Here is a 13672-nt window from a genome sequence, read left to right as displayed (position 1 = left end):
TGGCGATCCAACAGCTGCAAGCGTGACATACCCCTGACCCCAGGGCCACTAGTGCACAATCTTGCTGCCTTTTGGTATAAATAGTGCAGAAACAATCACGTACGGGAGGTAATGGTGGCCACTCACACCGAGGCCGAGATCGCCTCTCAGCCGGACTGCTGGCGCCGCGCCGTCGAGAACGTGCCCGTCGACGCGCTGCCGCGGCCGGGCGAGCGGGTCGCCGTCGTCGGCTGCGGCACCTCGTGGTTCATCGCGATGGCCTACGCCGCCCTCCGCGAGCGGGCGGGGCAGGGCGAGACGGACGCGTTCGCCGCCTCGGAGGCCCCGGTGGGGCGGCGCTACGACCGCGTGCTGGCGCTCAGCCGCTCGGGCACCACGACCGAGGTGCTGAAACTCCTCGGCGACACAGGCCCCGGCACCAGCACCACCGCCATCACCGCCGACCCGGACACCCCGATCATGGGCGTCGCCGGCCAGGTCATCGTGCTCGACTACGCCGACGAGCGGTCGGTGGTGCAGACCAGGTTCGCCACCACCCAGCTGGCGATGCTGCGCGCCAGCCTCGGCGAGGACCTCACCCAGGCGATCGCCGATGCCGAGCGGGCCGTCTCGGCGCCCATCGCGGGCGAGCTCGTCGAGGCGGAGCAGTTCAGCTTCCTCGGCGCGGGCTGGTCGGTGGGCCTGGCCCAGGAGGCCGCGCTGAAGATGCGCGAGGCGTCACGTTCCTGGACCGAGGCCTACCCGGCGATGGAATACCGCCACGGCCCGATCAGCATCGCCGGGCCCGGTCGCGTCACCTGGATGCTCGGCGAGGCCCCCGAGGGCCTGCGCGAGCAGGTCGAGGCCACCGGCGGCACGTTCCTGCAGAGCGGGCTCGACCCGATGGCCGAGCTGATCATGGCGCAACGGGTCGCGGTTGCCAGGGCCTTCGCCCGCGGCCTCAACCCCGACGAGCCCCTGCACCTCACGCGATCTGTGATCCTTTCCCCATGAGCCTCACACTCGCCGACGCCCGCATCGTGACCTCCGAGGGAGTTCACGACGGGTGGCTGACCATCGAAGACGGCCGCATCACGCACGTCGGCCGCGGATCCGCCCCCCGCGCGGGCCACAGCCTGGGCGGCCGGCACGTCGTGCCTGGCTTCGTCGACATGCACAACCACGGCGGAGCGGGCGGGTCCTTCCCGACCGGCGATCACGACGGGGCTCGTGACGCGGTGGCGCTGCACGAGCGCCACGGCACCACGACGATGGTGGCCAGCCTGGTCACGGGCACGATCGACGACCTGATCGCCGCGGCGTCGTCGCTCGCCGACCTCTGCGACGACGGGCTCTTCGCGGGCCTGCACTTCGAGGGGCCCTACCTCTCCGCGGCCCGCTGCGGCGCCCACAACCCGGCGCTGCTGCGCGAGCCGTCACCGCAGGAGTTCGCGCGGCTGGCCGAGGCGGGGCGGGGGCACGTGCGCATGCTCACGCTGGCCCCCGAGCTGCCGGGCGCCCTCGACACGATCCGCGCGGCCACGGCCGACGGCGTGATCGCCGCGCTCGGTCACACCAGCGCCACCTACGAGCAGACCCTGGCGGGCATCGAGGCCGGCGCCACGGTCGCGACCCACCTCTACAACGCGATGGCGCAGCTCGGCCACCGCGCTCCCGGGCCCATCGCCGCGCTGCTGGAGGACGAGCGGGTCACCGTCGAGCTGATCAACGACGGCGTGCACGTGCACCCGGCGATGCTGCGCCTGGCCCACGACGTGGCGGGGGCCGGCCGCACCGCGCTGGTCACCGACGCGATGGCCGCCACCGGCATGGGCGACGGCGACTACGTGCTCGGCTCGATGCGGGTCAACGTGGCCGGCGGCGTCGCCCGGCTGGCCGACGGCGGCTCGATCGCGGGCAGCACGCTCACCATGGACGTCGCCTTCCGGCGCGCCGTCCGGGAGGTGGGCCTGTCGCTGCCCGAGGCCGTGGAGATCACCTCGCGCACCCCCGCCCGGGTGCTGGGGATCGACGACCGCGTCGGCTCGATCGCCGCGGGCAAGTCCGCCGACCTGGTGGTGCTCACCGACGAGCTGGAGGTGGCCGGGGTGATGAAGCGCGGGGCCTGGGTCCCCTCGGTGGAGCCCGCATGATCCTCACGGTGACGCTCAACGCCGCCCTCGACGTCACCTACCAGGTGCCCGACGTCGACTGGGACGGGGTCAACCGGGTGCGGACCGTGCACCGGCGGGCCGGCGGCAAGGGCGTCAACGTGGCCCGCGTGCTCCAGGCCCTCGGCCAGGAGGTGCTGGTCACCGGCCTCGCGGGCGGGCCCACCGGCCAGGCCATCGAGGCCGACCTGCGGGCCGCCGGGCTGCCCAGCGCGCTGGTCGAGGTCGCCGCCGACGCGCGCACGACGCTCGTGGTCTCGGAGACCTCCAGTGAGTACGGCCCGCGCCGCGCGGCCCTGTTCAACGAGCCCGGCCCCAAGGTCACGGAGCACGAGCTCCGAAATTTCGTGAAAAAGTACGAAGCCCTGCTGGCCCAGGCCCGAGCGGTCGTGCTCTCCGGCAGCCTGCCCAAGGGGCTGCCCAGCGACACCTACGCGACGCTGGCCGCCCTCGCCGCCGAGCACGGGGTGCCCGCGATCGTCGACGCCGACGGCGACCCGCTCCGGCACGCGCCCAAAGGCCGGCCCGCGATCGTCAAGCCCAACGCCGAGGAGCTGGCCCGCGCGGTGCCCGACGGCACACCCGCCGAGGCGGCCGCCCGGCTGAGAGCCCAGGGCGCGGGCTCCGTGGTCGTCTCCATGGGCGCCGAGGGCCTGCTGGCCGTCACGCCCGAGGGAACGTTCCGGGCCCGCATGCCGTACCGGGTGGAAGGCAACCCGACGGGCGCCGGAGACTCGCTCGTCGCCGGGCTGGCGCTGGGGCTGGTGGAGAGCGCCACGTGGCCCGACCGGCTCAGGCGGGCGGCGGCGCTGGGCGCGGCCGCGGTCGCCGCGCCGGTGGCCGGCGAGTTCGACCGCGACGTCTACGCCGACACGCACGCCCAGATCGTCATCACCTGAGGAGCCCGTCATGCCCCTGGCCGCAATCGGCGACATCGTCCGCGAGTCCCCCGCTGGGGTGGGCGCGTTCAACGTGATCCAGCTGGAGCACGCCACCGCGATCGTGGCCGGCGCCGAGGCGCTGGGCCTGCCGGTGGTGCTGCAGATCAGCGAGAACTGCGTGCGCTACCACGGCGCGCTGGAGCCGATCGCGCTGGCGTCGCTCGCCGTCGCCCGGCGGGCCGCGGTGCCGGTCGCGGTCCACCTCGACCATGCCACCGACCGCGCCCTGGTCGAAGAGGCGGTGCTGCTGGGGCTGGGTTCGGTGATGTTCGACGCCTCGGCGCTGCCCGACGAGGAGAACGTCGCCACGACCGCCGCCGTGGCCGCCTGGTGCCACGGGCGCGGCGTGTGGGTGGAGGCCGAGCTGGGCGAGGTCGGGGGCAAGGACGGCGTGCACGCCGCCGGCGCGCGCACCAAGCCGCACGAGGCCGTCGACTACGTGACGCGCACCGGCGTCGACGCGCTGGCCGTCGCCGTGGGCAGCTCGCACGCGATGACCACCAAGGACGCCGTGCTCGACCTGGCGCTGATCGCCGAGCTGCACGCCGCCGTGCCGGTGCCCCTGGTGTTGCACGGCTCCTCCGGGGTGCCCGACGCCACCCTCCGCCAGGCCGTACGGCACGGCATGAAGAAGATCAACATCGCCACTCACCTGAACAAGGCGTTCACCGGCGCCATCCGCGACTACCTGGGCGGCGACGCGAAGGTGGTCGACTCGCGCAAGTACCTGAAGGCCGGCCGCGAGGCGGTGACCCGCGAGGTCACCCACCTCCTCGGCGTGCTCACGGCGTGAGCTCCCTCAGCTGTTGACGCGTGAGCTGTTAAACGCATGAGCTGTTAAACGCATGAGCTGTTAACGCGTGAGCTGTTAACGCGTGAGCTCCTTGCGCATGAGCACGGCCGACCGGCCCTCGATCCCCTGGCGGCCGGTCACCACGTAGCCCAGCGACTCGTACAGAGCGATGTTGGAGGCCATCTTCGCGTTGGTGTAGAGGCGCAGGGCGGGCAGCCCGAGCCTGCGCGCCTCCTGCTCCGCGAAGGCCAGCAGGGTCCTGCCGACGCCCCTGCCCTGCCGCTCGGGTTGTACGGCGACGTTCTCGACCAGCAGCACGCCGGGCTCGGGCACCAGCACGATGAGCCCATCGAGCGGATCGGTCACGTGCACGCGGCCCGCGGCGATGAGCGCGTCGTAGTCGGCCTCCATCGGCAGCGGACGCATGCCGACGACCTCCACCCACGGCTCGTAGGCGTCGTGCACAAGTTTCTCGACGGCCGCCAGATCGGCGGCCACAGCCGGTCTCATGCGGACAATCTTCGCAGCACTCGGTCCACCTGCCGCCCAAACGTCCCCGGCGGATTACGCGGCCCCTCCTCCGACAGCAGGAACAACCAGGTGAGCGCCTGCAACCGCCGGCACCCGAGCAGCCGCCGCTCCTCCGCCGGGGAGAGCTCGGCCCAGGCCGGCACGTCCACCTCGCCGTCGACCCACATGGACACGTGCTCGGCCATCTCGGCCAGCTCGAACACCCGGTCGCTGCGCCCCGAGTCCTCGAAGTCCACGATCCGCACCCGCGTGCCGTCCCACAGGAAGTTCGCCAGGTTGCCGTCGCCGGCCCCGAACGCCGGAGCTCAGCGCCCGCCACTCCCGTTCGGCCGCTTCGGGCCAGTGCACGACGTAACGCTTGGTCACGACGTCGCCTCGTACCTCGACGGCATGGGTGCTGCGCGGATCGGCCACATGGGCTAGGGGATCACACGTTCCACGGCGGCGGCCACCAGTCCGTGGATCTCCTCCTCGGTGAACACGTCGGGAAGGGTGAGCCGCTCGACGATCAGCCAGTTCAGGGCGAGGTAAAGCAGGAGCACGCTCGTGGCATCGCCGGGCAGGCCCGACTCGAGGTGCCCGGCGACGTTCGCGTCGACGTCGGCCCGGATGCGCTCGGTCAGCACGGCTCGCAGCTCGGGCCGTCGGGTGGCCTCCAGCCGGAGCTCCAGCAGGGCCAGGTAGCCCGAGCGGAAGGCGGAGATCCGGTCCACCAGCGCGCGCATGAGCGTGAGCACCCGCTCGCGGTCGCGGGCTCCCTCCTGGAGCAACCTCATCGTGGCCGCGTCGGGCCGGAGCCGCTCGTAGATCCGGCCTCCGGCCTGGGTCAGCAGGTCGTCGCGGTTGGCGAAGTAGTTGGACGCCGTGCCGGTCGGCACTCCGGCCTGCGCGTCCACGGCCCTGAACGTCAGCCCGCGCGCGCCTTCCTGGGCGAGTACCTCGATCGCCGCGTCGACGAGCGCCGCCCGCCTGGCCAGGTTCTGTCGCGCCATCTTGACACCACTCCATCCGTAGTACTACGTTCAAAGCACTACAAAAATAGTACTACAACTGGAGTGATCAAGTCTTGCGAAAGCTCACCTACTACGTCGGGGTCTCCATCGACGGCTACATCGCCGGCCCCGGCGGCGAGTTCGACTTCTACCCGCTGAGCAAGGAGATGGCCGGGTTCCTCAACACGGAGCACCCGGAGACGATCCCCACCCACGTCCGGCGGCAACTCGCCCTCGACGTGCCCAACAAGCGCTTCGACACCGTCATCATGGGCCGCGGCACCTACCAGCCCGCCCTGGACGTCGGAGTCACCAGCCCCTACGCCCATCTGCGCCAGTTCGTGATCTCCAGCGGCATCCCGGAGATCGCCGACCCAGCGGTCGAACTGGTCTCCGGTGACCCGCTCGGCCTGGTCCGCCGGCTCAAGCAGGAGGACGGCCTGGACATCTGGCTCTGCGGCGGCGGCAAACTGGCCGGCTCCGTGCTCCCGGAGATCGACGAACTGATCGTCAAGTGCTACCCGGTGATCGCGGGCGCCGGGGTGCCGGTCTTCGACGGAGAGTTCCGGCCGACCGCCTTCAACCTCACCGGTACCCGCACATTCGGCAACGGCGCCCTGGTCAACACCTACGCCCGGGGTTGACCGCCGCCCGGCTCCGTCCAGACGGCCGGCAAGACGTCGTCACGGCGGCCGACGCCGTGCGGGTCAGCGGCCGTCTCCCTGGAGGCCCTCAACCACGTGCGGCGGGTGGCCCCTCCTTGGCTGTGCCGTAAAAGATGGTGATCATTGAGTTGGGGCTACGACCACCTCGACGCGCTGGAACTCCTTGATGTCGGAGTAGCCGGTGGAGGCCATGGTGCGCTTGAGCGCGCCCATCAGGTTCATCGAGCCGTTGGCGACGCTCGACGGGCCGTGCAGGATCTGCTCCAGCGAGCCGACCGTGCCGAACTCCACGCGACGGCCGCGCGGCAGGTCGGGGTGGTGGGCCTCGGAGCCCCAGTGGAAGCCGTGCCCCGGCGCCTCGGAGGCGCGAGCCAGCGGGGAGCCGACCATGACGGCGTCGGCGCCGCAGGCGATGGCCTTGGCGATGTCGCCGGAGGTGCCCATGCCGCCGTCGGCGATCACGTGCACGTAGCGGCCGCCGGACTCGTCCATGTAGTCGCGCCGGGCCGCGGCCACGTCGGAGATCGCGGTGGCCATCGGCACCGCGACGCCGAGGACGTTGCGCGTGGTGTGGGAGGCGCCACCGCCGAACCCGACCAGCACGCCGGCGGCGCCGGTGCGCATCAGGTGCAGCGCGGCCGTGTGGGTGGCGCACCCGCCCACGATGACCGGCACGTCGAGCTCGTAGATGAACTGCTTGAGGTTGAGCGGCTCGGCGCGGCCCGAGACGTGCTCGGCCGAGACCGTGGTGCCGCGGATGACGAAGATGTCGATGCCCGCGTCGATGACCGCCTTGTGGTATTGGACCGTACGCTGCGGCGACAGCCGGACCGCGGTGGTCACCCCGGAGGCGCGGATCTCCTCGATGCGGCGGCCGATCAGCTCTTCCTTGATCGGCGCCGTGTAGATCTCCTGCAGTCTCCTGGTCGCGGCCTCGGCGTCGAGCGAGGCGCACTCCTCCAGCAGCGGTGACGGGTCTTCGTAACGAGTCCACAGCCCTTCGAGGTCGAGGGGGGCCAGCCCGCCGAGGCGGCCGATCTCGATCGCGGTGGCGGGTGACACGACGCTGTCCATGGGAGCGACCACGACGGGCAGCTCGAACCGGTAGGCGTCGATCTGCCAGGCGATCGAGACCTCTTCGGGGTCACGGGTGCGCCGCGAGGGCACGAGGCCGATCTCGTCGAGCGAGTAGGCACGCCGGCCCGTCTTTCCCCGGCCGATCTCCACCTGCTGAGTCATGGATTACCTTCTGTGATAGTTCGGAGCTTCCACGGTCATCTGGATGTCGTGGGGGTGGCTCTCCTTGAGGCCCGCCGACGTGATCGGCATCAGCTCGCAGTCGGAGTGCATCTGCGGGATCGTGCGGCAGCCGGCGTACCACATGCCCTGGCGCAGCCCGCCGATCAGCTGGTGGGCGACCGCCGCGACCGGGCCGCGGTAGGGGACCTGACCCTCGATGCCCTCGGGAATGTACTTGTCCTCGCCGCCGACCTCGGCCTGCGCGTAGCGGTCCTTGCTGAACGAGGTGCCGCCGCGCTCGCGGTTGCGCACCGCGCCGAGCGAGCCCATGCCCCGGTAGGACTTGAACTGCTTGCCGTTGATGAAGATCAGCTCGCCGGGCGACTCCTCGCAGCCCGCCAGCAACGAGCCGAGCATGACCGTGTCGGCGCCCGCGGCGATGGCCTTGACGATGTCTCCTGAATACTGCAGGCCGCCGTCGCCGATGACCGGCACCCCCGCGGGCCCGCACGCCAGCGACGCCTCGTAGATGGCGGTCACCTGCGGCGCGCCCACCCCGGCCACCACCCGGGTGGTGCAGATCGAGCCGGGGCCCACGCCCACCTTGACCGCGTCGGCGCCCGCGTCGACCAGCATCTGGGCGCCGGCCCTGGTCGCGATGTTGCCGCCGATCACGTCGACCTTGCTGTTGGCCTTGACCTTGGCGATCATTTCGGCCAGGCCCCTGGAGTGACCGTGGGCGACGTCCACGACGATCACGTCGACGCCCGCCTCGATCAGCGCCTTGGCCCGCAGCTCGGCGTCGCCGCCGACGCCCACGGCGGCCCCCACCACCAGGCGGCCGTCGGAGTCTTTGGTGGAAAGCGGATATTGCTCGCTCTTGGTGAAGTCTTTAACCGTGATCAGGCCACGCAGCCTGCCGTCGGGGTCGACCAGCGGCAGCTTCTCGATCTTGTTCTTCCTGAGCAGCGTGAACGCGTCGTCACGCGAGACGCCGACCGGGGCGGTGACCAGCGGCATCGGCGTCATGACCTCGCGCACCCGGCGCGAATGGTCGCTCTCGAAGCGCATGTCGCGGTTGGTCACGATCCCGACGAGGATGCCGCCGGTGTCGGTGACCGGGACCCCGGAGATCCGGTAGGTGGCGCACAACCGCTCGACCTCGGCCAGCGTGTCGTCGGGGGTGCAGGTCACCGGGTTGGTGACCATCCCGGCCTCGGACCGCTTGACCAGGTCGACCTGCTGGGCCTGCTCCTCGACCGACAGGTTGCGGTGCAGCACGCCGATGCCGCCCTGCCGGGCCATCGCCACCGCCATGCGGGCCTCGGTGACCGTGTCCATCGCCGCCGAGACCAGCGGGATGGACAGCGTGATCCCGCGCGACAGGCGTGACCGGGTGTCCGCGTCGCCGGGTTGGAGGTCGGAATAGCCGGGCACGAGCAGCACGTCGTCGAAGGTCAGACCTGGTGCGGTGAACTTGGACATGCTGCGGCCCCCTCCTGCCGTTGCGCGTGATGCTGCAAGTCTAGGGCCTGGGACCAAACAGCATGGCTGCCGGGAGGACGATGACCCCCACGGCCCGTCGTACTCCCGGCATGCGCAAAGAAGGGGGATGGGACGGTCGGTGATCCGTCCCATCCCCCAGCTACCGGCACCCGGGCGGAGCGCGCGTCACGCCACCGGACCCCCCTCCGCGCCCTGGTGACTGGCACAGCCTGTGCCTGGCGGGTTGCCGACTGTGGGTTAAGCCTGCGTTACTCATCGGCACATCGCAATGTGAAAACGTGCAATTGCACGAAGCTGCACGTACCGGGGAGTAGCGGGGGGTAGTCGGCGTAAGGAGCGGACAGGGGCCCCAGGCCGGGTTATCCTCGCGGCACGCCCGTGTCTCCCCAACGGAGCTCTCCGCCATGCGCAACGCCTCGCCCGCCGCGTCCGACCCGCTGGAGACGCTCGGGCTCGACCCTGCCCAGTCCGCCCTCTACACCGCGGTGCTGCGCCTGCACAGGGCCACGGTGACGGAGGTGGCGCAGGCCATGGACGGCCCGATCGACAGGGTGAGCAGACAGCTCGACGAGCTCGTCAGGCTAGGGGTGGTGGACGAGCAGTCGGGCGAGTACCTCGCCCGGCACCCCGCCGGCGCGCTCGGGCGGCTGATCGCCGAGCGCCTCGACCGGCTGGCCGAGGAGAGCCGCCGCATCGACTCGGCGCTCGGCTCGATCCGGGGCCTCATCCACGACTACGACGCCGGGCGCGACTACCAGAGCGGGCCGTTCCCGGTCGAGCTGGTCAGCGGGGCGGACGTGCTCTACGAGAGCGTGGTCGGCATGGCCGTGCAGTCGCCGCCGATGGAGTTGCTGACCGCGATCCCCGACGAACGCACCATGACCGACTTCGTGCGCAAGTTCGCGGATCCGTGGATCGACGCGCAGGAGCGTGGCCTGCTGCGCGTGCACATGATCATCCCGGTCGACACGTTGTCGCTGCCCGGCGTGCGCGAGCAGCTCACCCGGCTGCTCGAGGCCGGCGGCCAGGCCCGCACCCTGGATCGGGTGCCCAGTTGGTTCATGACCGCGGGCCCCGACGCCGCCGGGCTGCCCGCCCTGTGGGGCGGCAACCTGCCCGACCACGCCTACAACTTCTACCTGCTCCGCACGCCGATCGTGGTGGGCCTGCTGCGCTCGCTGTTCGAGGAGCTGTGGGCCAGGGCCGTGCCGCTGCCCTGGGGCGGCGGGATCGACGGCGTGGTGCAGGTGCTCAGGCTGGCGGCGCAGGGCATGTGCGACGACTCGATCGCCCGCCAGCTCGGCCTGTCGGTGCGCACGGTGCGGGCCAGGTTCGCCGACGCCATGAGCGAATTGGGAGCCCAATCACGCTTCCACGCAGGGGTGGAAGCCTCACGCCGTGGATGGCTGGGCCAATAGCCACCGCTGCGACCGCATCGGTCATATGGTGGGAAGGTGCTGGAAGACGTTCCCCGCGACCCGTTCGCGGACGACCCGAATGATCCTTCCGCCGCGCTGGGCGAGCTCGACGACGCGGAGCCACTGACCGCGGCCGAGCGCGACGAGGCCATCACCGACCTCGCCGACGTGGAGGTCTTCCACTCCCTGCTCGAACCTCAGGGGGTGCTCGGCCTCGTGCTCGACTGTCCCGAATGCGGGGAGCAGCACTTCTTCGACTGGGAGCTGTTGCGCGGCAACCTTCGCCAGATGATCGACAAGGGACGGCCCCAGGTGCACGAACCCGCCTTTCACCCCGACCCCGCCGACTACGTCAGCTGGGAGTACGCGAGAGGCTACGTGGACGGCGTCATCGACACGGAGGAACGCCGCTGACCGAGCTCCACGAGCTCGGTCACGTCCTCCAGCAGGACGGCGAGCAACCGGGCGGCGGGGTCGTCGCATCCGGGTGGCTCACCACGAGCGAGCGCGTCGAGTAGCGCGTCGCTCTCCTCCTCCGGCGTCAAGCCGACTCCAGCTCGGCCATCTGCCGCAACCTCGCCAGCGCCCGATGCTGGGCGACCCGGACCGCACCTGGTGACATGCCGAGTACATTACCGGTCTCCTCGGCGGACAGCCCTGACACCACTCGCATCAGCAGCAACTCGCGTTGGTTCTCGGGCAGCCGGGCGAGCAGCCTGCGGGCGTGCTCGACCTCGATGTAGCGGACGACGGTCTCCTCGGGCCCCGGCCCGTCGTCGGGCCCGTCGGGCAGATCCTGGGTGGGCACGGCGGAGCGGACCGAGCTCCGCAACGCGTCGGCCACCTTGTGCGAGGCGATCCCGAAGACGAATGAGGCGAACGGCCGACCCATGTCGCGGTATCGAGGCAGCGCGGACAGGACCGCGATGCACACCTCCTGGGCGACGTCATCGGCAATGTGATATTGCCCCGTCACCCTGCCCAGCCTGGCGCGGCAATAGCGCACCACTCTCGGACGCAACTCGCCGAGCAGGGATTCGATCGCACCGCGATCTCCCTGTACGGCGAGGCTCGTCAGTTCCCTAAGGTCGGAGTCATCCGTCCGTGCCGGAAGTCTCGACGCGAGCCTTACCCCAATTTTGGCGTCGGCGACGCTTCCCTCGCTCACGATAGGCATGATGCCCGCACTGATCGGGCCTGTCGTCATCGCGAACGGCTACGGATTGGTCACATTGAAGAGACGATAACCGTTAGTAATCAATTGGCGACACTAAGCCTTTCGGGGCGGCGGAATATTTCACCTCATAACCCGAAATGCGCGACATTTGTCAGACGCCTAGACGCTTTGCGCCCGTGTTGGGTTTACTCGAATAAGTCACCTTTCCCCATCACCCGGCCAAACCGCCATCTCGGCCGTGTTTCGCCGGGTACTACGTCACACGCCATATATACGCCTTCCGGTGATCATTGGAAACATGTTCGGGAAGGAAGGCTCCGGCGCCACAAGACGCGCCGTCACAACGGCCCGCCCCGTACGGGTCCGCGGACGTCCCCCTGCCCCGTACGGGTCCGCGGACGTCCCCCTTGAAGGCCCTAGCCGCACGCGGGTCCGCGGACGTCCCCTGAAGGCCCCCACCACGTACGGGTCCGCAAGCACCCTCTGGAGGCCCCTCCGCATGCGGGGAGTGGGGCCTCGTCGGCTATGCCGTACGAGATGGAGTGGCCGGTACGGAAGCCGGGTGGCCACGACGGCCCGCACCCCGCGAATGCGGGGGCGGGCCGGACTGCGTGAGGCGGATCAGTGGCCGTGGCCGTGACCGTGGCCTCCGGCGGCCGAGGCCGCCTCTTCCTCGGGCTTGTCGACCACGAGGACCTCGGTGGTGAGGAGCATGCCCGCGATCGAGGCCGCGTTCTGCACCGCCGAGCGGGTGACCTTGACCGGGTCGATGACGCCCTGCGCGAGCAGGTCGGCGTATTCGCCCGTCGCGGCGTTGAGGCCGTGACCGGCCGGCAGCTCGGCGATCTTGTGGGTGACCACGTAGCCCTCGAGACCGGCGTTCTCGGCGATCCAGCGGGCCGGCTCGACCAGCGCGCGGCGCACGACGTTGACGCCCGTGGCCTCGTCGCCCGTCAGACCCAGGTCGTCGAGCTCGCCGGCGACGTGGATCAGCGCGGAGCCACCGCCGGAGACGATGCCCTCCTCGATCGCGGCCCGCGTAGCGGAGATCGCGTCCTCGAGGCGGTGCTTCTTCTCCTTGAGCTCCACCTCGGTGGCGGCGCCGACGCGCAGCACGCACACACCGCCCGCGAGCTTGGCCAGACGCTCCTGCAGCTTCTCGCGGTCCCAGTCGGAGTCGGACTGCTCGATGGCAATCTTGATCTCCTTGACGCGGTCCTCGATGGCCTGCGCGTCACCGGCGCCGTCGACGACGGTCGTGGCGTCCTTGGTGACCACGATGCGGCGAGCCTGACCGAGCACCTCGAGACCGACGTTCTCGAGCTTGAGGCCGACCTCCTCGCTGACGACCTGGCCGCCGGTGAGGATGGCCATGTCCTGCAGCATCGCCTTGCGGCGGTCGCCGAAGCCGGGCGCCTTGACGGCGACCGAGGTGAACGTGCCGCGGATCTTGTTGGTGACGAGCACCGCCAGGGCCTCGCCCTCGACGTCCTCGGCGACCACGAGCAGCGGCTTCTTGGTCTGGGCGACCTTCTCGAGCAGCGGCAGGAAGTCGGCGATCGAGGCGATCTTGCCCTGCGTGAGCAGGATGTAGGCATCCTCGAGGACGGCCTCCATCCGCTCGGGGTCGGTCACCATGTAGGCCGACAGGTAGCCCTTGTCGAACTGGAGGCCCTCGGTGAACTCGAGCTCCATGCCCATGGCGTTGGACTCTTCGACGGTGAGCACACCGTCCTTGCCCACCTTGTCGAACGCCTCGGCGATCAGGTCGCCGATCTTGGCGTCCTGTGCGGAGATCGTCGCCACATTGGCGATCTCCTTCTTGTCCTCGACCGGGCGGGCGCTGGCGAGCAGCTTGTCGCTGATCTCCTTGGCCGCCTTGTCGATGCCGCGCTTGAGCGACAGCGGCGAGGCGCCGGCCGCCACGTTGCGCAGGCCCTCACGGACCATGGCCTGGGCCAGGACGGTCGCGGTGGTGGTGCCGTCACCAGCGATGTCGTTGGTCTTGGTGGCCACTTCCTTGGCGAGCTGGGCGCCGAGGTTCTCGTAGCGCTCCTCCAGCTCGATCTCACGAGCGATGGTCACGCCGTCGTTCGTGATCGTCGGAGCACCGAACTTCTTGTCGATGACGACGTTGCGGCCACGTGGGCCGAGGGTAACCTTCACGGCATCCGCGAGGGCGTTGACGCCACGCTCAAGCGCGCGCCGGGCGTCCTCGTCGAACTCCAGGATCTTCGCCATGTTGCTGAAAGTCCTCTCC

General features: G+C 70.3%; 15 protein-coding genes. 7 read left to right on the top strand and 8 right to left on the bottom strand.

The window, feature by feature from the left end; genetic code table 11:
* Positions 1–111 precede the first annotated feature (111 nt).
* The 4 genes from AB0C16_RS12310 to AB0C16_RS12295 are packed head-to-tail and all read left to right on the top strand — an operon-like array spanning position 112 to position 3884.
* Positions 112–993: a sugar isomerase gene (locus AB0C16_RS12310; protein WP_357681761.1), complete on the top strand. Its 882-nt coding sequence runs from the start codon at positions 112–114 to the stop codon at positions 991–993.
* Positions 990–2132, top strand: coding sequence for an N-acetylglucosamine-6-phosphate deacetylase (gene nagA / locus AB0C16_RS12305; protein WP_357681759.1), 1143 nt, complete (start codon positions 990–992; stop codon positions 2130–2132). The genes AB0C16_RS12310 and nagA overlap by 4 nt, the downstream gene beginning before the upstream one ends.
* Positions 2129–3049, top strand: coding sequence for a 1-phosphofructokinase family hexose kinase (locus tag AB0C16_RS12300; protein WP_357681757.1), 921 nt, complete (start codon positions 2129–2131; stop codon positions 3047–3049). The genes nagA and AB0C16_RS12300 overlap by 4 nt, the downstream gene beginning before the upstream one ends.
* 10 nt (positions 3050–3059) lie before the next feature.
* Entirely contained in the window at positions 3060–3884 is an 825-nt protein-coding gene (locus AB0C16_RS12295) for a class II fructose-bisphosphate aldolase (RefSeq protein ID WP_357681755.1), read from the top strand.
* 75 nt (positions 3885–3959) lie between these two features.
* On the opposite strand, the gene AB0C16_RS12290 is transcribed toward AB0C16_RS12295, so the two are convergent.
* The 3 genes from AB0C16_RS12290 to AB0C16_RS12280 all read right to left on the bottom strand — a co-directional run bounded on the left by AB0C16_RS12290 (position 3960) and on the right by AB0C16_RS12280 (position 5407).
* Positions 3960–4394, bottom strand: a complete 435-nt coding sequence (locus AB0C16_RS12290) for a GNAT family N-acetyltransferase (protein WP_357681753.1) — start codon at positions 4392–4394, stop codon at positions 3960–3962.
* Complete coding sequence (locus tag AB0C16_RS12285) at positions 4391–4690, bottom strand: phosphotransferase (RefSeq protein WP_357682077.1); 300 nt, start codon at positions 4688–4690, stop codon at positions 4391–4393. The genes AB0C16_RS12290 and AB0C16_RS12285 overlap by 4 nt, the downstream gene beginning before the upstream one ends.
* 144 nt (positions 4691–4834) lie before the next feature.
* Positions 4835–5407, bottom strand: coding sequence for a TetR family transcriptional regulator (locus AB0C16_RS12280; protein ID WP_357681751.1), 573 nt, complete (start codon positions 5405–5407; stop codon positions 4835–4837).
* 74 nt (positions 5408–5481) lie between these two features.
* Here AB0C16_RS12280 and AB0C16_RS12275 point away from each other — a divergent pair, with 74 nt between their 5' ends.
* Positions 5482–6051, top strand: a complete 570-nt coding sequence (locus AB0C16_RS12275; protein ID WP_357681749.1) for a dihydrofolate reductase family protein — start codon at positions 5482–5484, stop codon at positions 6049–6051.
* Between the two features lie 141 nt (positions 6052–6192).
* Here the strand turns inward: AB0C16_RS12275 and AB0C16_RS12270 are convergent, their stop codons facing one another.
* Positions 6193–7311, bottom strand: a complete 1119-nt coding sequence (locus AB0C16_RS12270) for a GuaB3 family IMP dehydrogenase-related protein (RefSeq protein ID WP_357681747.1) — start codon at positions 7309–7311, stop codon at positions 6193–6195.
* 3 nt (positions 7312–7314) lie between these two features.
* Positions 7315–8796 (bottom strand): IMP dehydrogenase, encoded by a 1482-nt coding sequence (guaB, locus tag AB0C16_RS12265; protein ID WP_357681745.1) that lies wholly within the window; start codon positions 8794–8796, stop codon positions 7315–7317.
* A gap of 425 nt (positions 8797–9221) precedes the next feature.
* Here guaB and AB0C16_RS12260 point away from each other — a divergent pair, with 425 nt between their 5' ends.
* On the top strand, positions 9222–10235 hold the full coding sequence (locus tag AB0C16_RS12260) for a LuxR C-terminal-related transcriptional regulator (RefSeq protein WP_357681743.1): 1014 nt from the start codon (positions 9222–9224) through the stop codon (positions 10233–10235).
* Between the two features lie 36 nt (positions 10236–10271).
* On the top strand, positions 10272–10649 hold the full coding sequence (locus AB0C16_RS12255) for a DUF5319 domain-containing protein (protein ID WP_357681741.1): 378 nt from the start codon (positions 10272–10274) through the stop codon (positions 10647–10649).
* Here the strand turns inward: AB0C16_RS12255 and AB0C16_RS12250 are convergent.
* The 3 genes from AB0C16_RS12250 to groL all read right to left on the bottom strand — a co-directional run bounded on the left by AB0C16_RS12250 (position 10610) and on the right by groL (position 13653).
* Positions 10610–10780, bottom strand: coding sequence for a hypothetical protein (locus AB0C16_RS12250; RefSeq protein WP_357681739.1), 171 nt, complete (start codon positions 10778–10780; stop codon positions 10610–10612). The genes AB0C16_RS12255 and AB0C16_RS12250 overlap by 40 nt on opposite strands.
* Positions 10777–11412: a sigma-70 family RNA polymerase sigma factor gene (locus tag AB0C16_RS12245; protein ID WP_357681737.1), complete on the bottom strand. Its 636-nt coding sequence runs from the start codon at positions 11410–11412 to the stop codon at positions 10777–10779. Before AB0C16_RS12245 ends, AB0C16_RS12250 begins: the two co-directional genes overlap by 4 nt.
* A gap of 621 nt (positions 11413–12033) precedes the next feature.
* Positions 12034–13653 (bottom strand): chaperonin GroEL, encoded by a 1620-nt coding sequence (groL, locus tag AB0C16_RS12240; protein WP_357681735.1) that lies wholly within the window; start codon positions 13651–13653, stop codon positions 12034–12036.
* Positions 13654–13672 lie beyond the last annotated feature (19 nt).

The sequence above is a fragment of the Nonomuraea sp. NPDC048916 genome (assembly GCF_040649575.1).
Classification (GTDB): domain Bacteria; phylum Actinomycetota; class Actinomycetes; order Streptosporangiales; family Streptosporangiaceae; genus Nonomuraea.
This window is presented reverse-complemented; position numbering and strand designations above follow the sequence as displayed.

Bases quoted from the DNA above. Each gene is read 5' to 3' on its own strand.
- AB0C16_RS12310 (WP_357681761.1), top strand. From the start codon at position 112: ATGGTGGCCACTCACACCGAGGCCGAGATCGCCTCTCAGCCGGACTGC.
- nagA (WP_357681759.1), top strand. From the start codon at position 990: ATGAGCCTCACACTCGCCGACGCCCGCATCGTGACCTCCGAGGGAGTT.
- AB0C16_RS12300 (WP_357681757.1), top strand. From the start codon at position 2,129: ATGATCCTCACGGTGACGCTCAACGCCGCCCTCGACGTCACCTACCAG.
- AB0C16_RS12295 (WP_357681755.1), top strand. From the start codon at position 3,060: ATGCCCCTGGCCGCAATCGGCGACATCGTCCGCGAGTCCCCCGCTGGG.
- AB0C16_RS12290 (WP_357681753.1), bottom strand. From the start codon at position 4,394: ATGAGACCGGCTGTGGCCGCCGATCTGGCGGCCGTCGAGAAACTTGTG.
- AB0C16_RS12280 (WP_357681751.1), bottom strand. From the start codon at position 5,407: ATGGCGCGACAGAACCTGGCCAGGCGGGCGGCGCTCGTCGACGCGGCG.
- AB0C16_RS12270 (WP_357681747.1), bottom strand. From the start codon at position 7,311: ATGACTCAGCAGGTGGAGATCGGCCGGGGAAAGACGGGCCGGCGTGCC.
- guaB (WP_357681745.1), bottom strand. From the start codon at position 8,796: ATGTCCAAGTTCACCGCACCAGGTCTGACCTTCGACGACGTGCTGCTC.
- AB0C16_RS12260 (WP_357681743.1), top strand. From the start codon at position 9,222: ATGCGCAACGCCTCGCCCGCCGCGTCCGACCCGCTGGAGACGCTCGGG.
- AB0C16_RS12245 (WP_357681737.1), bottom strand. From the start codon at position 11,412: ATGCCTATCGTGAGCGAGGGAAGCGTCGCCGACGCCAAAATTGGGGTA.
- groL (WP_357681735.1), bottom strand. From the start codon at position 13,653: ATGGCGAAGATCCTGGAGTTCGACGAGGACGCCCGGCGCGCGCTTGAG.